Genomic DNA, 20650 nt, shown 5'->3' on the forward strand with positions numbered 1-20650 from the left:
CTGTCCGCATGCCGACTTCCGGCGGGTCCTACCCTGGATGGTGCTTCGCCGACGCAGCCGCACCACTGGACCCCTAAGGACCGCCCCGATGGCTCCCACGCCAGACTTCGAGTACAGCGACCTGCTCCCCCTGGGCGCTGACCCGACCCCGTACCGCAAGCTCACCTCCGAGGGCGTCTCCACCTTCGAGGCCGGCGGTCGCACCTTCCTCCAGGTCGAGCCCGAGGCGCTGCGGCTGCTGACGGCCGAGGCGATGCACGACATCTCGCACTACCTGCGCCCCGCCCACCTCGCCCAGCTGCGCCGCATCCTGGACGACCCGGAGGCCAGCCCCAACGACCGCTTCGTCGCGCTCGACCTGCTGAAGAACGTCAACATCTCGGCCGGCGGCATCCTCCCGATGTGCCAGGACACCGGCACCGCGATCGTCATGGGCAAGCGCGGCCAGAACGTGCTGACCTCCGGCGGCGACGACTCCGCCATCGCGCGCGGCGTGTACGACGCCTACACCAAGCTCAACCTGCGGTACTCCCAGATGGCCCCGGTGACCATGTGGGACGAGAAGAACACCGGCAACAACCTGCCGGCCCAGATCGAGCTGTACGCCACCGACGGCGACGCGTACAAGTTCCTGTTCATGGCCAAGGGCGGCGGCTCCGCCAACAAGTCGTACCTGTACCAGGAGACCAAGGCCATCCTGAACGAGGCGAGCATGCTCTCGTTCCTGGAGCAGAAGATCCGCTCACTGGGCACCGCGGCCTGCCCGCCGTACCACCTGGCCATCGTGATCGGCGGCACCAGCGCCGAGTTCGCGCTGAAGACCGCCAAGTACGCCTCGGCGCACTACCTGGACAACCTGCCGACCTCGGGCGACGCCAAGACCGGCCACGGCTTCCGCGACCTGGAGCTGGAGGCCAAGGTCACCGAGCTGACCCAGAAGATCGGCATCGGCGCCCAGTTCGGCGGCAAGTACTTCTGCCACGACGTGCGCGTGGTCCGCCTGCCCCGCCACGGCGCCTCGCTGCCGGTCGCGATGGCGGTCTCCTGCTCCGCCGACCGCCAGGCGCTCGGCAAGATCACCGCCGAGGGCGTCTTCCTGGAGCAGCTGGAGACCGACCCGGCGAAGTACCTGCCGGACACCACCGACGAGCACCTGGACGACGACGTGGTGCGCGTCGACCTCGACCAGCCGATGTCCGCGATCCGCGCCGAACTCTCCAAGTACCCGGTGAAGACCCGGCTCTCGCTCACCGGCACCCTGGTGGTCGCCCGCGACATCGCCCACGCCAAGATCAAGGAGCGCCTGGACGCCGGCCAGGGCATGCCCAAGTACCTCCAGGACCACCCGGTCTACTACGCGGGCCCGGCCAAGACCCCCGAGGGCTACGCCTCCGGCTCCTTCGGCCCCACCACGGCCGGCCGGATGGACTCCTACGTCGACCAGTTCCAGGCGGCCGGCGGCTCGATGGTCATGCTCGCCAAGGGCAACCGCAGCAAGCAGGTCACCGACGCCTGCGCCCAGCACGGCGGCTTCTACCTCGGCTCGATCGGCGGCCCGGCCGCCCGCCTCGCCCAGGACTGCATCAAGAAGGTCGAGGTGCTGGAGTACGCCGAGCTCGGCATGGAGGCGGTCTGGCGCATCGAGGTCGAGGACTTCCCGGCCTTCATCGTCGTCGACGACAAGGGCAACGACTTCTTCCGCGAGACCACCGAGGGCCCGCTGATCACCAGCCTGCGCGTCCGCTCCAAGGAGTAACCCCGCGCGGGACCAACCCCGCACGCCCCCGAACCGCCCCGGCCGCCCCGCGCCCGGGGCGGTCTTCGTTCGCCTGTCGCATGGCATCCGGTACCGGAGACTCGTACCATTGCGGTACGGACATCCGGTACCCGAGTGGAAGGCCGTCCCATGGCGATCAGTGCGAGCGAGGCGCGCACGCAGCTCTTCCCGTTGATCAAGAAGGTCAACGACGACCACGCGCCGATAAGGATCACCTCCAAGGGCGGGGACGCCGTGCTGATGTCCGCGGAGGACTACGACTCCTGGCAGGAGACGATCTACCTCCTGCGCTCCCCCGCCAACGCGCAGCGGCTCATGGAGGCCGTCGCCCGCGACAGGGCCGGCCACCCCGGCGTCACCAGGACCATGGAGGAACTGGAAGCGCTGGCGGGTGAGGTGTGAGGAGCGTCCATTTCGACCCCGACGGCTGGGAGGACTTCCTGTTCTGGCTCGGGTCCAACCGGAAGATGGCTCAGCGGATCACCCGCCTGATCGACGAGATCCAGCGGGACCCCTTCGACGGCATCGGGAAGCCCGAGCCGCTGAAGGGCGACCTGGCGGGCTACTGGTCGCGGCGGATCGACGACGAACACCGGCTGGTGTACCGGGCGGACGAGAAGGAGGTGAAGATCCTCAAGGCCCGCTACCACTACCAGTAGCAACCGCGGGCCGACCCACCCGGCTCAGGCGTCGAAGTCGTACTCCAGGACGTAGGAGGCGGCGTCCAGGATCATCTCGTTGAGCTCGACGACCTGGCCCTCGTCGGCGAAGGCGGTGCGGCAGATCAGGATGACCGGGGTGCCGGCGGACAGCTCCAGGCGGGCGGACTCGTCGGCGCCGGGCATCCGGGAGCGGACCTCCTCGCGGAAGTGCACGGGCTTGGCGCCGATCTCGGCGAGCCGGGCGTAGGTGCCGCCGGGGCCGGTGTCCTCGCGGGTGATGGCGGTGCCGGAGACCAGCACGGCGGGCAGGTAGGAGGTCGAGAGCAGCACCGGCTTGCCGTCCAGGACGAAGCGGCGGTGCCGCACGCACATCGGGGCGCCCGGGTCGACCCCGAGCACCCGGGCCACGTGCTCGGGCGCGCCCCGCTCGGCGACGGACACCTGGTCGACCACCAGGCTGCGGTTGTCGATGTCCGCCGACCATATCGACCGGCCGGACCCCCACTGCCCCTGCGCCAGCCGCTGGATGCCGCGCCGGCGCAGCGGCCGGAAGTCCCGGACGAACACCCCGGCGCCGCGCCGCGCCTCTGCGATGCCCTCGCTCTGCAGCACGCCCAGCGCCTGGCGGGCGGTCATCCGGGCCACGCCGTACTCGTCCATGAGGTCGTTCTCGCCGGGCAGGCGGTCGCCCGCGCGGTACCGGCCGGTGTCGATGGCCTCCTTCAGCGCTTCGGCGATCCGCTGGTACTTGGGCTGCTTGTCGCCATTGCTGCCGGTCATCGCCGCTCCCTCTGCCTGGGACAAATCGTAGGCGTGCCCGCGGTCGCCGGTAAGGAGATACGACCGTTGACATCTCTAGAGATATTAGCTTCTCTAGAGATGCTGGCCAGTCGCCGACCAGAGCGAGGAGCAGCACGGTGAGCACCCGACAGCGCAACGCCCCGGCCTACCGGCCCCACGTGGGTGAACTCGTCCTCGACCGGAGGACCGGACGCACCGGCATCTACATGGACACCATCGGCGGCGAGCACTACCTGCGCCCCGAGGGCGGCGGCCGGGAATGGGCCGCGGAACCGCACCACGTCGCCCCCGCCCCCGAGACCCGCGATTCGGCTGATTGAGATCGGCATCGGGAATTGCGGAAAAATCCACGCAAACCACAACAATCAGGACCGGGCAATCCCCCTGGTGAATCCGGAATTCCGGAACGCGCGGCGCCCGACGCCGGGCACGTTACGGATAACGCCGGTCACCATGCGTGCACCATGGGCGGGAATCGGCCACCGCGATGCACCCGCACACGAATTGGCGCGCGCATAACCAACAGCGCCCCCGCGCCCGGACGGGGGCACGGGGGCGCACGGTCGGAACGGCTTACGGGTGGCCGCCGACGAGGGTCTCCGGCTCGTACGGGCCGCCCGGCTTGCCACCGGCCCGGTGGTCGGGCTCCTCGATGTACTGGCCCTCGTCACCGAAGGCGGCGTTCTCGAACGCGTCCTTCTCCGCGTCGGTCGGCGCCGTGTACTCGGTCGGGTTCGAGGACGCGGTCACCGCGCCCTCCACAGCCTTGCCCGCCTCCACAGCGGCGGCCGGGGCCTCGGTCTTCGCCGCGTTCTCGGGCGTGGACGGCGCCGGGGTCTCGCTCTGGTCGTTGGCCATTGGGAGGCCGCCTTTCGGTCATCAATTGTCTTCAGCCCGACCTCTGTGGCACGGGCGCGCGGACAGTATCGTAGGGTTGATTAAATGTCCGATAAACATCGTGCGGCTTGCGGCACCGTCCGGCAGAGTCGGGCGTCCGCCTAAGCTGAACCACCGCGGCGGACCGCCGAGCGCCCTTTCACGGAATCGACACCACAGGCCATCGGGGGACTTCATGGAGTTTCTGGAGACGCCGCAGAACCCTGCGCTGCGCTTCCAAGTCCTCGGTCCGGTCCAGGCCTGGCTCGACGGGAAACCCCTGTCCCTCGGATCCCCCCAGCAACAAGCCGTTCTGACCACGCTCCTGCTGCACTCCGGACGCCCGGTCACCACCCAGGACCTCGTGAACGCGCTCTGGGGCGAGCGGCCCCCGGCCCAGGCGGTGGCGGCGCTGCGCACGTACGTCTCCCGCCTGCGCTCCGTCATCGAGCCCCGGCGCGAGGTGCGCCGGCCCGCCGAGCTGCTGGTCTCGGTCGCCGACGGCTACGCGCTGCGCATCCCGGGCGAGGCCCTCGACCTGACGGTCTTCGAGCGGCTCGCCGGCGAGGCCGCGGCCGCCCGGACCGCCGGCGACAAGCGCGAGGCGCACCGTCTGCTGGTGCGGGCGCTGGACCTGTTCAGCGGCCGTCCGCTCACCGGCATCCCGGGCCCCTACGCCGACGCCCAGCGGCTCCGGCTGGCCGAACGCCAGGTGGCCGCCGCGGAGGAGCTGTGCGCCGCCGCGCTCGACATCGGCCTGCACGCCGAGATCGTCGGCGAGCTCAACAACCTGACGGCCGAGCACCCGCTGCGCGAGCGACTGCGCGAACTGCTGATGCTGGCGCTGTACCGCTGCGGCCGCCAGGCCGAGGCGCTCGGTGTCTACACCGACACCCGCAAGCTGCTGATCGAGGAGCTCGGGGTCGAACCCGGCGCGGGGCTGTCCGCGATGCACACCCGCATCCTCGCCGCCGATCCCGACCTGGCCCCTCCCGCGGTGTCCGCTCCGGCCGCCCGCGAGGAGGGTCCGGCCGCGCCTCCGGCCCAACTCCCGGCGGACGTCTCGGACTTCAGCGGTCGCACCGAGCTGGTGGGCGACCTCTCGACGGTCCTGATGAACGCCACCGGCCAGGCCGTGGTGGTGACCTCGCTGGCCGGGATCGGCGGGGTCGGCAAGACCACCCTCGCCGTGCACGTCGCCCACCGCGTCCGCGCCGAGTTCCCGGACGGGCAGCTGTACGTCGACCTGCGCGGAGCCGGTGCCTCGCCCGCCGACCCGGTGGGCGTCCTGGGCGACTTCCTGCACGCGCTCGGCGTCGCCGAGAGCCCCGACTCGCTGGAGCAGCGCGCCGCCCTCTACCGCTCGCTGCTCGCCAGCCGGCGGATGCTAATCCTGCTGGACAACGCGCGCGACGCCGACCAGATCCGACCGCTCATCCCCGGGGTCTCCGGCTGCGCGGTGCTCGCCACCAGCCGGTCCCGGCTGGCCGGCATCCCCGGCGCCCAGCTGTTCGACGTCGAGGAGCTGACCCCGCAGGAGGCGCTGGCGCTGTTCTCGGCCATCGTCGGGGAGCAGCGGGTCGCCGCCGAGCCGGAGGCGGCCATGGCGGTCGTCACCGCCTGCGGCTTCCTGCCGCTGGCGGTCCGCATCGCCGCCGCCCGGCTGGCCAGCCGGCCGCGGTGGAGCGTCTCCGACCTGGCCAGTCGGTTAGCCGACCAGCGCCGTCGCCTGGACGAGCTCCAGCTCGGCAACCTCGCCGTCGAGACCACCATCGGGCTCGGGTACGGACAGCTGTCCGTGCCCGAGGCCCGCGCCTTTCGGCTGCTCGCCCTGATCGACTCCCCCGACATCCCGCTGGCGTCCGCCGCCGCGCTGCTCGGGGTGGACGAGTACACCGCCGAGGACCTCGCCGAGGCGCTGGTCGAGGCGAACATGCTGGAGTGCTTCACGCCCGGCCGCTACCGGTACCACGACCTGCTCCGGCTCTACGCCCAGCGGCAGAACGAGCGGATCGGCGACACCGAGGAGCAGGAGCGCGCCGTCCGACGGCTGCTCGACCTGCTGATCCCGACCCTCCGCACCGCGACCCAGCTCATCGAGCCGGACGACCCGCTGCCCGAGCTGCTCACCACCCCCGTCTCGGCCGGGATCGGCCTGCCGACCAGCGGCTCCGCCCAGGACTGGCTCCGGACCGAGGGCGCCCTGCTGCTCAGCGCCGCGGCCGCGGCGGCGGACGGCCCCCGCGCCTCACGGCACGCGGCGATGGACCTGATGATCCTGTTGTACGGTCTCGGCCCGGACCCCACCCACGGCCCTCAGGGGCGGCAGATCCTGGAGACCATCGGCGGCGAGGCGGAGCGCTGCGGCGACCGCGCCGCGCTCGCCCGGGTCCACGTCGCCCTCGGCACCCTGCAGTCCGTCACCAGCGACTTCCAGGGGTCCGAGCAGTCCTTCCGCCGGAGCCTGGAGCACCAGGCCCCGGACGAGCCGACCTTCCTGCTGCTGGCCACCGCCAACATGCTGGGCGTGATCCTGAACCTCGGCAACCGGCCGGCCGAGGCCCTGCAGTTCCTCGAACAGGCCCGTGCCACCAGCCGGGCCGTGGCCGCGCCGATCCTGGAGGCCCGGGTCGTCAGCAACATGGCCCGGGTGCAGCACCGGCTCGGCATGACCGAGACGGCGATCCGGTCGGCCGGCGAGGGCGTCGCCGCCGCGCGGCAGTCCAACAGCGGCCCGCTGCTCGCCCAGACCCTCTACCAGCTGGGCGTGGTGCTCGCCGGCGGCGAGGCCGTCCCGCACCTGCGGGAGGCGCACCGGCTCTACCGGTCGCAGCAGAACCCCCTCTGGGAGGGCTTCACCCTGGCCCGGCTGGCCTCCGCCCTGCTCGTCGCCGACCAGCACGCCGAGGCGGCCTCGGCGGCCGGCGAGTCGCTGGCGCTCGGGCAGGAGATGGACTCCGCCTACTGCCAGGGCCTGGCGAACGCCGCACTGGGCGAGGCCCTGTTGGCGCTCGCCCAGCCGGCTCGTGGACTCGCCTGCCTCCAAGAGGCCCATGCGATCTTCACACGGCTCGGTGTGCCTGAGGCCTCCCCCGTGGCGGACCTCATCTCCCAGCAGCACACCGAGCCCTTCTCTCCCCCCGCGCCGTAAGGCTTCCGCTCCCCCACGGACAACCTCCCCCGTTCCGCGCGTCGGCGCCCCCGCAGCCCCCCGGCTGCGGGAGCGCCCTCAACGCTTCCCCGGCGCTGGACTCCACTGTGCACCGCGCCGATTGACGTTCGATAAACGTCCGATAGTCAGCCCGCGGATGGACAAAACCGCAGGTCATCGACCTTCCCCGGGCGCATCGTCCGGCGTGCGGGGCCGCGCGCACAACCCCGTCCGCACCCTCGTGCTTCCGCAACCCGGGCCACAACGGCCCAAGCACGGCGAGTTGGCCGGAAACGGACCCCATGGCGCAGTGATCACGCATATTCTCAGATGCCAGTACGCACACGAGTGTCGGCCGGAAACGCGTCGGGGTGCAGTCCGTCCGTGTGGTGCGGAGAGCGTGACGTACCGCCACCGGCAGCGGCCCCCGGGGCCGCGGAGGAGCCACCGGAGGCCACGGGTGGAAGGGTGCCTCGCAACGTGACGACCGGACAGATATCCGACCCGTTCCCCGTCGGCGAGGACGCCGGCGACGACGAGCCCGAGGTACGGCGGCGGCGGGCGGCCCGGGCGCTGCAGGCGGTCGCCTTCGACACCATCGGCGCCGGGTACGGCGAGGCCTTCCCGGCCAAGGACGGCCAGCTGGCCTGCGGCCGGCGGCTGCTCGCCGAGCTCGAACCGGGCGCCCGGGTGCTGGACGTCGGCTGCGGCACCGGTGACCCGACCGTCCGCCAGCTGGCCGCGGCCGGTCTGCGGGTGACCGGCGCGGACCTCTCCGACGGGATGCTCACGCTGGCCCGGCGGACCGTCTTCCCGGGCGGGTTTGCGCCAGTGTTCCATCGGATCGACCTGTACGATCTGGCCACCGAGCGGGCGGACCGGGTCTGGAACGCCCCCGACCTGGGGTCGGAGGGCCGGGGCCGCTTCGCCGCGATCACCGCGTTCTTCTCGCTGATCCTGCTGCCACAGGACGAGATCCCGACCGTGCTGGGGCAGCTGCGCGAACTCCTGCGGCCGGCCGGACTGCTGGCGCTCGGTATGGTCGAGGCGGACCTGGATCACGTTCCGCTTCCGTTCCTTGGCAGAGAGCTGCGGATCAGTGGGTATCTGAGGGAGGATCTGGAGCGGGTTCTGGTCTCGGCCGGCTTCGCCGTCGAGGAGTGCTCGGGGCATCCGTACGCACCGGCCAGTACCTCGCTGCCGCCGGAGGAACAGCTGTTCCTGTGCTGTCGACGCGTCGGCTGATCGAACCGGGACAGGACCGGCCGCACCCGTGGCCGACGCAACAGAACAGCTCACCGACCACACCGAATCCAGGACAGGCAGCCGTGCGCGACCAGCTCAAGACCGAGGCGGAGCAGCCGCCCGCCGTCCCGGGCCAGCGCCGCCAGGTCCCGGCCGCGACAGCGGGCCCGACACCGCCGGCCCCGGGCCTGACGGCGGCCCCGGTCCCGGCCCTGGCAGCGGCCCCGGCCGCCGCGCGACGGACGGGCGCACGACCGGAGCGCACCGAGATGGCGGACCGCCTGGCGTACCTCGACTCGGCGACCCGGCGGATCAACAGCGCCCTCGACCTCGCCGCGACGCTGCGCAACATCGGCCGGGTGCTGGTCCCGACGCTCGCCGACGCCGCCGTCATCCACCTGCGCGACCCGCTGCCCAACGTCGAACGCGAGCCCGGGTTCCCGGAGGAGCTGCGGATACACCACAGCACCGGCACCCGGATCGGCCGCCGCGGCCGCCCGAGCGGCATGGACGACCGGCGCCGCTCCCGCTACGGCGCCCGCTCGACCGCCGACGGCGGCCCGGCCACCCCGGTGACCCGCGGCGGGGCGCTCGCCCACGCCCTGCTGAGCCGCCGCCCCGCCGACCCCGCCGTCCTCGGCACCCCCTCCGCCGAGCGCGCCGAGACGCTGCTGCGCGAGCTGTACGGCACCCGCGGGGTGGCCCGGCTGGCCGCCGGCACCTCCGTCCTCGCCCTGCCGCTGCGCGGCCGCAAGGCCGTGCTCGGGCTGCTGATACTGATCCGCCGCCCTCCCGAACGCACCGGCCGCCCGGTCTTCGACGCCGCGGACACCGCGACCGCGGCGCACCTCGCCACCCAGGCCGGGCTGGCCGTGGACACCGCGCTGCGCTACGCCCGCGAGTGGGAGATCGCCAACGAGCTCCAGCGCAGCATGCTGCCGCTGCGCCTGCCGCAGTCGCACGGCGTCCGGATCGCCCAGCGCTACCTGCCCGGTGAGCGCGGCGCGCAGGTCGGCGGGGACTGGTACGACGCCGTCCCGCTGCCCGGCAACCGGGTCGCCCTGATCGTCGGCGACGTGATGGGCCACTCGCTCACCTCGGCCGCCATCATGGGCCAGCTGCGCACCAGCGCCCAGACCCTGGCCGCCCTCGACCTGCCGCCGCACGAGGTGCTCTACCACCTGGACGAGCAGGCCCAGCGGCTCGGCCGCGAACAGCACCTGGCCACCTGCGTCTACGCGGTGTACGACCCGATCGCCAACCGGGTGGTGATGGCCAACGCCGGGCACGTCCCGCCGGTGCTGGTCCGCCCGGACGGCACCGCCGAGCTGGTCGAGCTGGACTCCGGGGCGCCGATCGGCGTCGGCGGGGTGGACTTCAACTCCGTCGAACTGCCCGCGCCGCCCGGCTCGGCGCTGCTGCTGTTCACCGACGGCCTGGTGGAGACCCGCACCCGCCCGATCAGCGACGGCCTGGAGGTGCTGCGCGCCCGGATCGCCGCCGCCCGCTGGCAGTCCCCCGAGCAGCTGTGCCAGGAGGCGCTGCGGATCCTGCCACCCGGCGACCGGGGCGACGACATCGCGCTGCTCGGCGCCTGCTTCGACGGCATCCCGGCCGGGGACGTCGCGCACTGGTACCTCCAGCCGCGCAACGAGACGCCGGGCCGGGCCCGCCGACTGGCCGCGCACACGCTGCGCCGCTGGGGGCTGGACGAGCTCAGCGAGGCGACCGAGCTGATGGTCAGCGAGCTGGTGACCAACGCCGTCCAGCACGCGACCCGGCCGGTCACCCTGAGCCTGGTGCGCACCACCCGGCTGCGCTGCGAGGTCGGCGACGACAGCCCGCTGCTGCCGCGCCCGCGCCGCACCGGGCCGGAGGACGAACGCGGGCGCGGGCTGCAGATAGTCGCCCGGTGCGCGGACCGCTGGGGCGCGACCAGGCTGGGCACCGGCAAGGTGGTCTGGTTCGAGCAGCGGCTGCCCGTCCAGACCTGACGGCGCCCGGCGGGAACGGGTCCCGCCGGACGCCCGGACCTGCCCCCGGGTCTCAGACCCGGGCGGGCTCCCGCGCCGGCCCCTTCTCCAGCTCGGCGATCAGCTGCTCGCCCTCCATGTCGACCTTCGGCACGACCTTCTCCAGCCGCTTCGGGAACCACCAGGCGGCCCGGCCGAACAGCGCCATCGCGGCCGGCACCAGCGCCATCCGCACCACGAAGGCGTCCACCAGCACGCCCACCGCGAGGGCGAAGCCGATCGGCTGGACGATCGGGTCGTGGCCGAAGACGAACGAGCCGAACACCGCCACCATGATCAGCGCGGCCGCCGTGACCACCCGGGCCCCGTTCTTCACCCCGCCGACGACCGCCTCGCGCGGCGCCGCCCCGTGCACGTGCTGCTCCTTCATCCCGGAGACCAGGAACAGCTCGTAGTCCATCGCCAGTCCGAACAGCACGCCGATCAGCAGGATCGGCACGAAGCTCACCACCGGCCCGACCTTGGGCACGTCGATCAGCCCGTCCAGCCAGCCCCACTGGTAGACCGCGACCACCGCGCCGAGCGAGGCGGTGATGCTGAGCAGGAAGCCGGCCACCGCCTTGAGCGGGACGAGCACCGAGCGGAACGCCAGCGCCAGCAGCACCAGCGCGATCCCGACGATCACCGCGAGGAACGGCGGCAGCGCCTGGCCGAGCTTGGTGGAGACGTCGATGTTGGCGGCCGTGGTGCCGGTGACGGCGATGTCCGCGCCGGTCGCCGCCCTGAGCTCCGCCTTCTGGCCGCGGATCTCGTTGACCAGCGCCTTGGTGTCCTCGTGGTCCGGGCCGGTCCGCGGGATGACGGTCACCAGCGCGGTGCCGCTCGCCTGGTCGACGGTCGGCGGCAGCAGCGTCGCCACGCCGTCGAGGGTCTGGAGCTTCGCGGCCACGCCCTGCACCGCCTGCTCGGGCCGCGGCGCGCCGTGGGCGTCCACCACGACCACCAGCGGCGCGTTGAAGCCCGGCCCGAAGGCCTCGCCCACCAGGTCGTACGCCTTGCGCGCGTCCGTCCCGGCGGCCTGCGAACCGCCGCTCGGCAGGCCGAGGTTCAGGCTCGCGGCGGGCACCGCCAGAGCGCCCAGCCCGGCCAGCCCGACCAGCAGGACGGGCAGCGGGCGGCGGACCACGAAGCGGCCCCAGCGCTCGCCCAGGGTGGTGCGGCCGTTGGTGGCCAGGGCCCGCTTCCAGACCGGCAGCCGGTCGATGGCCCGGCCGGTGAAGCCCAGCACGGCGGGCAGCAGCGTGATCGCGACCAGGACGGCCACCACGACGGCCGCGGAGGCGGCCAGGCCCATCACGGTGAGGAAGGGGACGCCCGCGACGGAGAGCCCGGCGAGCGCGACGACCACGGTCAGACCGGCGAAGACGACGGCGCTGCCGGCGGTCGCGGTGGCCCGGGCGGCGGACTCCTCCGGCGTCAGGCCCTCGTCCAGGTGGCGGCGGTACCGGAAGAGGATGAACAGCGCGTAGTCGATGCCGACCGCGAGGCCGACCATCAGGGCCAGCACCGGCGCGGTGGTGATGATCTCGAAGGAGCCGGTGAGCGCCAGCAGGCCGGCCATCGTCACGCCGACGCCGACCAGCGCGGTCAGCAGCGGCAGCCCGGCGGCGACCAGCGTGCCGAGGGTGACCACCAGGACCACCCCGGCCACCACCAGGCCGATCGCCTCACTGGCGCCCTCGATCTGGGCCATGGTGTTGTAGGCGTCGCCGCCGAAGGCCACTTCGAGCCCGGCCGCGCGGGCCGGCTCGGCGGCGGCCTTCACGGCCTCGCGCTGCCCGTCGGTGACGTCGGCGAGCTTGTGGTCGAAGGAGACCAGGGCGATCGCGACCTTCCCGTCCGGCGAGAGCGCGCCGGTGGCGTACGGGTCGGGCACCGCGGCCACGCCCGGCACCTGGGCCATCCGGGCGACGGCCTCGCCGACCGCCCGGCCCGCCTCGGGCGTCCCGATGCCGCCGGGGGCGCCGGCGGCGAAGATGACCTGCGCGGAGCCGTGGCCCTGCGCCGGGAAGGTGTCCTTGATCCGGTCCAGGGTGGCCTGCGCCTCGGTGCCCGGGACCTTGAACTCGTCGGTGGTCTTGCCGGCGAAGGCGCCCGCGGCCCCGCCGACGGCGATGAGCAGGGCGATCCAGACGGCGACGACGGCCCGCCGTCGCCGGAAGCAGAAGCGGCCCAGTCGGTACAGGTACGTGGCCATCGGCGGTCCCTCGGGTCGGTCAGGGCAGGTCGCGTCCCACCGTAGACCGAACTTTGTCGGGTGACAAAGTTGACCGACAAGATCATGCGACGCAGTTGCCCGACCATGGCGCTACCCTGGCGGGATGGCACACGTCCCCGCCTCCGAACGCCGACCGCAACTGGTCCAGGCCGCCATCGACCTGATGACCAGGGAGGGGATCGCGGCCGGCAGCACCCGCGCGATCGCGGCCGAGCTGGGCGTGGCGCAGGCGACGGTGCACTACACCTTCGGCACCAAGAAGGACCTCTACCGGGCGATCGTCGAGCGGCTGACCTCCGACTTCGTCGGCGAGGTGCGCGCCGCCTCCCCGGGCGACGGCGCGTTCGGCGAGCAGGTCCGCACCCTGGTGCAGGCGCTCTGGGAGGCCGCCACCGGCGAGCACGGGCACTGCGTACTGCTGAGCGAGTTCGGGGCGCTGGCGCTGCGCGACCCGGACATGCGGGAGATCATGCTGGAGATGCAGCACGACATCGAGGGCACCGCCGTCGAGATGCTCGACGCCCTCGCGGCCGCCCACGGCCTGACCCTGGCACTGCCCGCCCGCCGGATCGCCGTCCACTTCCTCGGCGGCTTCGACGGCCTGACGGCCCGCCACCTGACCCTGCGCAACCCCGGCGACCGGCCCGACCCGAACACCCTGGAGGCGCTGGAGCTGCTGGTCGCCACGACGGTCGGGCTCTGCCTGGGCACCCCGGCCGCCCGCCCCGAGCCGGGCTGGCACGGGGACCGGGACGGGCTCTGAGCCGGGACTGGCCCTAGGACACGATCCGGACCGGCAGCTCGACCAGCACCTCGCGCAGCGCGGCCGCGAAGCGCTCGTACTCGGCGCTGCGGGCCGAGCCCGGCCGGACGGCCAGCCCGATCCGGCGGCCGGGCGCCGGGGCGGCGAAGCGGACGGCGGCCAGCCGGTCGGTGCGCCCGGCCTCGACGTCCAGTGCGGTGGCGGGCAGCAGGGTCACCCCGAGGCCGCCGGCGACCAGCTGGACCAGGGTGGACAGGCCGGCCGCCCGGGTGGTCGAGCCCGCCGGGTCGGCGCCGACCTCGCGGCAGATGTCCAGCGCCTGGTCGCGCAGGCAGTGGCCCTCCTCCAGCAGCAGGACCTCCAGGTCGAGCAGCACGTCGCGCGGTACGTCGATCCGACCGGCGAGCGGGTGGGTGGGCGGCGTGAGCAGGACGAAGTCCTCGTCGAACAGCGGGATGTCCCTGGTCGGCGAGGTCCCGCCGGCCGGCAGCGCGAGCAGCAGGACGTCCAGCCGGCCGGCGGCCAGGCCCTCCAGCAGCGAGGGGGTGCGCTCCTCGTGGACGTGCGGCTCCAGGTCCGGGAAGCGGTCGCGGACCAGCCGCAGCACGGTGGGCAGCAGGTAGGGCGCGACGGTCGGGATGACGCCCAGGTGCAGCGGCCCGGTGAACGGGCGGCGGGCGGCCTCGACCTCCTCGGTGAGGGCCTGCAGCGAGGCGAGCACCCGGCGGGCATGCTGGTGCACGCGCTCCCCCAATGGGGTGACAATCACCTTGCGCGTCGTACGCTCGACCAGTTGTGCGCCCAGCGACTCCTCCAGCGCCGCGACCGCCCCGGACAGCGCGGGCTGGCTGGTCCCGGTGGCGGCGGCGGCCTCCCGGAAGTGCCGGTGCTCGGCCACCGCGACGAAGGCCCGCAGCTGGGCGACGGTCGGGGTGCGCGGGCTGCGGACTGTGGCGCTCGCCACAGTCGGGTCGGCCTTCGTGCCGCCGTTCCTGCGGGAACCCGGCCGCGACGTGGGGGATTCGTTACTGATAACAATCTCCGATCAGACACATCCAGTGTAGCTATTTCCCTGATCAGTCCACGATGTGGAACTGTGAGCGGTGTCCGGATTCCGGACAAAGCTCCCCTCATCTCACTTCAGGAGAAGCGAACGTGCTCACGATCGGTGACAAGTTCCCCGAGTTCGACCTCAAGGCCTGTGTCGACCTGGATGCCGCGAGCGCCTTCGCCGACATCAACCACAAGTCCTACGAGGGCAAGTGGAAGGTCGTCTTCTTCTGGCCGATGGACTTCACCTTCGTCTGCCCGACCGAGATCGCCGCGTTCGGCAAGCTGAACGACGAGTTCGCCGACCGCGACGCCCAGATCCTCGGCGTCTCCGGCGACTCCGAGTTCGTGCACCACGCCTGGCGCAAGGACCACAAGGACCTGCGCGACCTGCCCTTCCCGATGCTGGCCGACATCAAGCACGAGCTGATGCGCGCCTGCGGCGTCGAGGGCGAGGACGGCACCGCCCAGCGCGCCGTCTTCATCGTCGACCCGAACAACGAGATCCAGTTCGTCATGGTCACCGCCGGCTCCGTCGGCCGTAACCCCAAGGAGGTCCTGCGGGTGCTGGACGCCCTGCAGACCGACGAGCTGTGCCCGTGCAACTGGAACAAGGGCGAGGACACCCTCGACGCCCAGGCCCTGCTGGCGGGCTGACCCATGGCTCTCGACGACCTGAAGGCCGCCCTCCCGGACTACGCCAAGGACCTCAAGCTCAACCTGGGCTCGGTCATCGGCAACTCCGACCTCCCCGCCCAGCAGCTCTGGGGCACCGTGCTGTCCTGCGCGATGGCCACCCGCAGCCCCGGCCTGCTGCGCGAGCTGGAGCCCGAGGCCAAGGCCAACCTCTCCCCGGAGGCGTACACCGCCGCCAAGGGCGCGGCCGCGATCATGGGGATGAACAACGTCTACTACCGGACGCTGCACCTGCTCTCCGACAAGGAGTACAGCACGATGCGGGCCGGTCTGCGGATGAACATCATCGGCACCCCGGGCGTCGAGAAGGTCGACTTCGAGCTCTGGTGCTTCGCAGTCTCGGCCATCAACGGCTGCGGCCAGTGCCTCGACTCGCACGAGGCCGTGCTGCGCAAGGCCGGCGTCGAGCGCGAGGTCGTCCAGGCCTCGATGAAGATCGCCGCCGTCCTCCAGGCCGTGGCCGGCGTCCTCGACTCCGAGGCCGCCCTGGCGGACGTCACCGCCTGACGCACCCCGGCACCCCGACGGGCCCCTCCCGGACACCATGTCCGGGAGGGGCCCGTCGTCGCTCTCCCGCGCCGGTCGCCCCGGCACGGCGGGGGGTCAGTCGGTGGCGGGCGCGGCCGACGGGGCGGGGTGGGCGGCCGCGGTACGCTCGGCGGCGGGTTCGGCCGTGCGCCCCGCCGTACGCTCGGCGGCCTCACGGGCGGCTTCGAGTGCTGTGAAGACGGCCTGGCCGGCCTCGTTGCGGCGGCGCAGGTGGGCGACCACGGTGTTGGTGACGGCGATCAGCGGGACGGCGACCACCGCGCCGCCGATGCCGCCGATGATGCCGCCGGCCGCGACGCCGAGGACGACGCCGAGCGGGTGGACCCGGACGGCCCGGCCGAGGATCAGCGGCTGGAGGATGTGGCTCTCCACCTGCATCACCGCGACCAGCACCACCAGCACCATCAGCGCCGTCCACGGCCCCTGGGTGACCAGCGCGATCAGCACCGCCACGGTGCCGGTGATCAGCGCGCCGACCAGCGGGACGAAGGCGCCCAGGAAGATGATCACGGCCAGCGGCAGCGCCAGCGGCACGCCCAGCAGGTCGACGCCGATGCCGATGCAGAGCGCGTCGATGAAGGCCACGCACACCGTGCCGCGCACGTAGGCGGTGAGCGTCGCCCAGGCCTTCGGGCCGGCCCCGGCCATCGCGAACCGGGAGTGCCGGGGCAGGCCGCGCAGCGCCCAGTTCCAGATCTTCGCGCCGTCGTAGAGGAAGAAGAAGGTGGTGAAGAAGGTCATCAGCAGCGCGGTCAGCACCTCGACGGCGATCTGCGCGCCGGTGATCGAGGCCGAGGTGAGCTGATCGGTGTTGGTGGTGATGGCCTTGGTGATCTGGTTGGCGAAGTCGGTGATCTGCTGCTGGGTCAGGTGCAGCGGTCCGGTGACCAGCCAGTCCCGCAGCTGGTTGACGCCGGTCTTCACCTGGGTGGTGACGTCCGAGAGGTTGGTCGACACCTGCCAGACGACGAACCAGCCGACCAGCCCGATCCCGGCCAGACCGCTGAGGAAGACCCCGCCGGCCGCCAGCGAGCGCGGCACGCCGTGCCGGCGCAGCCAGGAGACCGAGGGCTCCAGCAGCGCGGTGATCAGCAGCGAGGCCAGCACCGAGAAGGCCACCAGCCGCAGCATGTCGACCACGTAGAAGACGACGTAGAGCGCGGCACCGAGCAGCAGCAGCCGCCAGGTCGACTCGGCGGCCACCCGCAGGCCCCACGGCACCGCCTCGGCGGGCGTGGCCGGGCGGCCGGGGTGGTACTCCCGCCCGAGCCCGACGTGCGCGGCCGGGGCGGCCGGGGCCGGTTGGGCCGCCGGAGCCGTCGGGGCCGGCGCGGCGGACGGCGGGACCGGCTCGGCCGCCGGGGCCGGGTCGGCCTGCGGCACCGGAACGGCCCGCGGGACCGGGACGGGGCCCGGCGCCTCGACGAGTGCCGGGACGTGCCCGTCCACGAGCGCCGGCACCGGCCCTTCGGCCAGTGCCGGGAGTGCCGGTTCGTGCGGGTCGGCCGCCATCGCGGCACGCCGGCGCCGTTCGATCACGGCGGCCGCGCTCGCCACCACGGCCATGCCCTTGGCCACGGCCTTGAAGGCCTTTCCGCCCCGCGCCATCCTCGCTACCACCGCTCCCCTGCCGAACCCGCCGTGTCCGGCGGTACGCCGCGGGTCCTGCCGCGGCCGTCAGGGATGACGCTACCCGCCGGAGGAGCGGCGAGTCCGGTCGCCGGTCCGTTCGACTCGAACCGTCCATCCCGATGAACCGGACAAAACGCAAGGTTCCATGCGGTTTCGGACACGGTTCACCGGGGAGGAGTCGGGACGAGACCCCGGAGCCCAGCCGCCGAGGTCGCCCCACGGCCAACCGCCGGCGGACCGGCCGGTGCGGGGAGCAACCAGGACCCCTCCCCGCGCCCCGCGTCCGCAACCGGGGCCGCACCGCCCGAGGGCGCACTGGTCAGCGCCGCCCGGGCGGCGCGGTCCGCCCCCTCGCCGCGAACCGGAGAACCGCCGAGCCGGAGAACGTCCTGGCCGCGAACCGGAGAACGTCCTGGCCGGAGAACGCCACGGCCCCCGGTCGCTCGCCCGAGGAGGGCGAACGGCCGGGGGCCGGGTGGAACCGCGCCGCCGGAGCGGCAGCCGTTTCCTAGTACCAGTTGTGCGCCTGCCAGAACGACCACGCACCGCAGGGGCTGCCGTAGCGGGAGTTCATGTAGCCGACGCCCCACTTGATCTGGGTGGCCGGGTTGGTGCGCCAGTCGGCACCGGCCGAGGCCATCTTGGTGCCGGGCAGCGCCTGGACCAGACCGTAGGCGCCGGAGCTCTTGTTGGTCGCGGTGTAGTCCCAGCCGCTCTCGCGCTTCACGATCTGGCTGAAGCACTGGAACTGCGCGTCGTTGCCGACGATCTGCCGGGCCAGGTCCTGGACCGAGCCGGGGCTGACCGAGACGGGCGGCGCGCTGTCCTCCACCGCGCTCATCGCGGAGCGGGACTTGGAACGGTTCGCGGCGGCCTCGTCGGCCTTGCGCTTGTCGTCCGCGGCCTTGGCGGCCTTCTCCGCGTCGGCCTTGGCCTGGGCGTCGGCCTTCGCCTGGGCGTCCGCGGCGGCCTGCTGGCGCGCGGCCTCCTCGGCGGCCTTCTGCTCCGCGGCGGCCTTGGCGGCGGCGTCGGCGGAGGCCTGCTGGGCGGATGCCTGCTGGCCGATGTTGTCACTGATGGTCTGCGCCTGGGCGCCAGAGGGGACTTCGGCAAGCAGGGTCGCGCCCGCGACGTCGACCGTCTGCGTCGTCTTGCCCTCGCTGCCCGAGGCCATGCCCACGACGGCACCGACAGCGGTGACGGCGGTGGCGGAGGCCACAGCGACTCCCCGGACCGAGATCCGAGTCACATGGATTCCTTCCAGCATCGCCCACGCGTGACCGTACGGGCGCAACATGCCCCTTGACACTGACCTCCGCACGGTGCACTGGTCACGGGAGGTGCTGGCCCGGCGTCCGGCCGAGGTGAGTCGACCAGGCGTTGGAATCGGGCGGCGTACGGCTCAACGTTCTTCAATTGTGCGTCCACCGACCGGAGTTGGTGGACCTTCCGGGGCCTGACCTCCGGTGGCCGGAAGCCCTGCCGCGCCGTACGCGGGGCCTGACAGAACCCTCACCATGCCGCACCGGGTACGGTCGACGCAATTCCCGCCCGCGTGGCGCATGTCACATTCACCGCACGGCAGTTCCCCGGACGGAAAGCACTCGATGTGATGAAACGGACGGGGCCCGCTCCCTCAGGAGCGGGCCCCCGGCCATGAGTTGACCGTATTGTCCGACTATGCCCTCGGAGGGCGGATCACGGGTGGATGTCCTCCAGCATCTCCGTGACCAGCGCCGCGATCGGCGAACGCTCCGAGCGGGTGAGCGTGATGTGGGCGAAGAGCGGATGACCCTTCAGCTTCTCCACCACCGCCACCACGCCGTCGTAGCGGCCCACCCGGAGGTTGTCCCGCTGCGCCACGTCGTGGGTGAGCACCACCCGCGAGCCCTGGCCGATCCGGGACAGCACCGTCAGCAGGACGTTCCGCTCCAGCGACTGCGCCTCGTCCACGATCACGAAGGCGTCGTGCAGCGAGCGCCCCCGGATGTGGGTCAGCGGCAGCACCTCCAGCATCCCGCGGGAGATGACCTCCTCGATCACGTCCGGGGTGGTGACGGCGGAGAGGGTGTCGAAGACCGCCTGCGCCCAGGGGCCCATCTTCTCCGCCTCGGAACCGGGCAGGTAGCCCAGCTCCTGCCCGCCGACCGCGTACAGCGGCCGGAAGACCATCACCTTGCGGTGCTGCCTCCGCTCCAGCACCGCTTCCAGCCCCGCGCACAGCGCCAGCGCCGACTTCCCGGTGCCGGCCCGGCCGCCCATCGAGACGATCCCGATCTCCGGGTCGAGCAGCAGGTCCAGCGCCACCCGCTGCTCGGCGCTGCGCCCGCGCAGCCCGAACGCCTCGCGCTCCCCGCGCACCAGCCGCACCCGGCCGTCGCCGGTGACCCGGCCGAGCGCGCGGCCGCGCTCCGAGGTCAGCACCAGTCCGGTGTGGACCGGCAGCTCGGCGGCCCCGTCGACGTCCACCCCGGCGTCGTGGCCGACCGAGAAGAGCGCGTCCACCTGATCGGCCGGGACGTGCAGCTCGGTCATGCCCGTCCAGCCCGAGGTGATCGCCAGCTCGGCCCGGTACTCCTCGGCGAGCAGGCCCACCGAACTGGCCTTGATCCGCAGCGGCAGGTCCTTGGACACGACGGTGACGTCGTAGCCCTCGGCCTGGAGGTTGCGGGCGACCGCGAGGATCCGGGTGTCCGCCTCACCGCCGCCGGCCCGGTAGCCGACCGGCAGTATCGACACGTCGGAGTGGTTGAGCTCGACCCGGATGGTGCCGCCGAGCTCGCCGACCGGGATCGGCTCGTCGAGCCGGCCGTGCCGGATGCGGTAGTCGTCGAGCAGCCGCAGCGCCTGACGGGCGAAGTAGCCCAGCTCCGGGTGGTGCCGCTTGGCCTCCAGCTCGGTGACGACCACCACCGGGAGGACGACCTCGTGCTCCTCGAAGCGGGTCATGGCGAGCGGGTCCGCCAGGAGCACGCTGGTGTCGAGAACGTACGTGCGCCGGTCTGGTGTCCGGCGGCTCTTGGAACTGACCACTAGGCCTCCAGAGCGGATGACCCTGCGTCATCCGCGGCAAGCCGGCCCCCGCTGCCCCGGTGGCCTCGGGACCGGACTGACTGGAGTATTCCCAGGCGGGGAACGGTGCATTCGCGCCCCCGGCGAACTGACGGATCATTGCCGGTGAACGTTTGGCCTCGCCC

17 protein-coding genes are annotated in these 20650 nt (G+C 72.7%); 10 read left to right on the plus strand and 7 right to left on the minus strand.

Going from position 1 to position 20650, the window contains the following annotated elements; translation table 11 throughout:
* Positions 1–88 precede the first annotated feature (88 nt).
* The 3 genes from ACFY4B_RS16980 (at position 89) to ACFY4B_RS16990 (ending at position 2436) form a co-directional block, all read left to right on the plus strand.
* Entirely contained in the window at positions 89–1756 is a 1668-nt protein-coding gene (locus tag ACFY4B_RS16980; RefSeq protein WP_049651719.1) for a fumarate hydratase, read from the plus strand.
* Between the two features lie 150 nt (positions 1757–1906).
* Entirely contained in the window at positions 1907–2179 is a 273-nt protein-coding gene (locus ACFY4B_RS16985) for a type II toxin-antitoxin system Phd/YefM family antitoxin (RefSeq protein ID WP_387968461.1), read from the plus strand.
* Complete coding sequence (locus ACFY4B_RS16990; RefSeq protein WP_387968463.1) at positions 2176–2436, plus strand: Txe/YoeB family addiction module toxin; 261 nt, start codon at positions 2176–2178, stop codon at positions 2434–2436. Before ACFY4B_RS16985 ends, ACFY4B_RS16990 begins: the two co-directional genes overlap by 4 nt.
* A gap of 24 nt (positions 2437–2460) precedes the next feature.
* Here ACFY4B_RS16990 and ACFY4B_RS16995 read toward each other — a convergent pair whose 3' ends face one another.
* Positions 2461–3219, minus strand: coding sequence for a GntR family transcriptional regulator (locus ACFY4B_RS16995; protein WP_387968465.1), 759 nt, complete (start codon positions 3217–3219; stop codon positions 2461–2463).
* Positions 3220–3356: 137 nt separating this feature from the next.
* On the opposite strand from ACFY4B_RS16995, the gene ACFY4B_RS17000 reads away from it, so the two are divergent.
* Positions 3357–3560: a hypothetical protein gene (locus ACFY4B_RS17000; protein ID WP_049651715.1), complete on the plus strand. Its 204-nt coding sequence runs from the start codon at positions 3357–3359 to the stop codon at positions 3558–3560.
* 253 nt (positions 3561–3813) lie between these two features.
* On the opposite strand, the gene ACFY4B_RS17005 is transcribed toward ACFY4B_RS17000, so the two are convergent.
* The gene (locus ACFY4B_RS17005) at positions 3814–4098 is read right to left on the minus strand and encodes a hypothetical protein (RefSeq protein ID WP_117489375.1); all 285 of its coding nucleotides are present in this window, start codon (positions 4096–4098) and stop codon (positions 3814–3816) included.
* A 214-nt stretch (positions 4099–4312) separates the two neighbouring features.
* Here ACFY4B_RS17005 and ACFY4B_RS17010 point away from each other — a divergent pair, with 214 nt between their 5' ends.
* The 3 genes from ACFY4B_RS17010 to ACFY4B_RS17020 all read left to right on the plus strand — a co-directional run bounded on the left by ACFY4B_RS17010 (position 4313) and on the right by ACFY4B_RS17020 (position 10506).
* Positions 4313–7267, plus strand: a complete 2955-nt coding sequence (locus ACFY4B_RS17010) for a BTAD domain-containing putative transcriptional regulator (RefSeq protein WP_387968467.1) — start codon at positions 4313–4315, stop codon at positions 7265–7267.
* Positions 7268–7840: 573 nt separating this feature from the next.
* Positions 7841–8512: a class I SAM-dependent methyltransferase gene (locus ACFY4B_RS17015; protein ID WP_234348376.1), complete on the plus strand. Its 672-nt coding sequence runs from the start codon at positions 7841–7843 to the stop codon at positions 8510–8512.
* 83 nt (positions 8513–8595) lie between these two features.
* Positions 8596–10506, plus strand: a complete 1911-nt coding sequence (locus tag ACFY4B_RS17020; RefSeq protein ID WP_107418672.1) for an ATP-binding SpoIIE family protein phosphatase — start codon at positions 8596–8598, stop codon at positions 10504–10506.
* A 52-nt stretch (positions 10507–10558) separates the two neighbouring features.
* Here ACFY4B_RS17020 and ACFY4B_RS17025 read toward each other — a convergent pair whose 3' ends face one another.
* Positions 10559–12742 carry an MMPL family transporter gene (locus tag ACFY4B_RS17025; protein WP_387968469.1) on the minus strand — a complete coding sequence of 728 codons (2184 nt, stop codon included), beginning with the start codon at positions 12740–12742 and terminating at the stop codon, positions 10559–10561.
* A 124-nt stretch (positions 12743–12866) separates the two neighbouring features.
* Between ACFY4B_RS17025 and ACFY4B_RS17030 the strand changes: the two genes are divergently transcribed.
* Positions 12867–13526: a TetR/AcrR family transcriptional regulator gene (locus tag ACFY4B_RS17030; RefSeq protein ID WP_387968471.1), complete on the plus strand. Its 660-nt coding sequence runs from the start codon at positions 12867–12869 to the stop codon at positions 13524–13526.
* Between the two features lie 13 nt (positions 13527–13539).
* Here ACFY4B_RS17030 and ACFY4B_RS17035 read toward each other — a convergent pair whose 3' ends face one another.
* Positions 13540–14490: a LysR substrate-binding domain-containing protein gene (locus tag ACFY4B_RS17035; protein WP_082346232.1), complete on the minus strand. Its 951-nt coding sequence runs from the start codon at positions 14488–14490 to the stop codon at positions 13540–13542.
* 191 nt (positions 14491–14681) lie between these two features.
* On the opposite strand from ACFY4B_RS17035, the gene ACFY4B_RS17040 reads away from it, so the two are divergent.
* Positions 14682–15233, plus strand: a complete 552-nt coding sequence (locus tag ACFY4B_RS17040) for a peroxiredoxin (RefSeq protein ID WP_049659815.1) — start codon at positions 14682–14684, stop codon at positions 15231–15233.
* A 3-nt stretch (positions 15234–15236) separates the two neighbouring features.
* Positions 15237–15779 (plus strand): alkyl hydroperoxide reductase, encoded by a 543-nt coding sequence (locus tag ACFY4B_RS17045; RefSeq protein WP_049659817.1) that lies wholly within the window; start codon positions 15237–15239, stop codon positions 15777–15779.
* Positions 15780–15875: 96 nt separating this feature from the next.
* Here ACFY4B_RS17045 and ACFY4B_RS17050 read toward each other — a convergent pair whose 3' ends face one another.
* The 3 genes from ACFY4B_RS17050 to ACFY4B_RS17060 form a co-directional block, all read right to left on the minus strand.
* Positions 15876–17429 carry an AI-2E family transporter gene (locus tag ACFY4B_RS17050; protein ID WP_387968473.1) on the minus strand — a complete coding sequence of 518 codons (1554 nt, stop codon included), beginning with the start codon at positions 17427–17429 and terminating at the stop codon, positions 15876–15878.
* A gap of 532 nt (positions 17430–17961) precedes the next feature.
* Entirely contained in the window at positions 17962–18720 is a 759-nt protein-coding gene (locus tag ACFY4B_RS17055; RefSeq protein WP_181970664.1) for a transglycosylase SLT domain-containing protein, read from the minus strand.
* A gap of 431 nt (positions 18721–19151) precedes the next feature.
* Positions 19152–20486: a PhoH family protein gene (locus ACFY4B_RS17060; protein ID WP_049657856.1), complete on the minus strand. Its 1335-nt coding sequence runs from the start codon at positions 20484–20486 to the stop codon at positions 19152–19154.
* Positions 20487–20650: the final 164 nt, after the last annotated feature.

It is taken from the genome of Kitasatospora sp. NPDC001261 (assembly GCF_042896795.1).
GTDB lineage: Bacteria > Actinomycetota > Actinomycetes > Streptomycetales > Streptomycetaceae > Kitasatospora.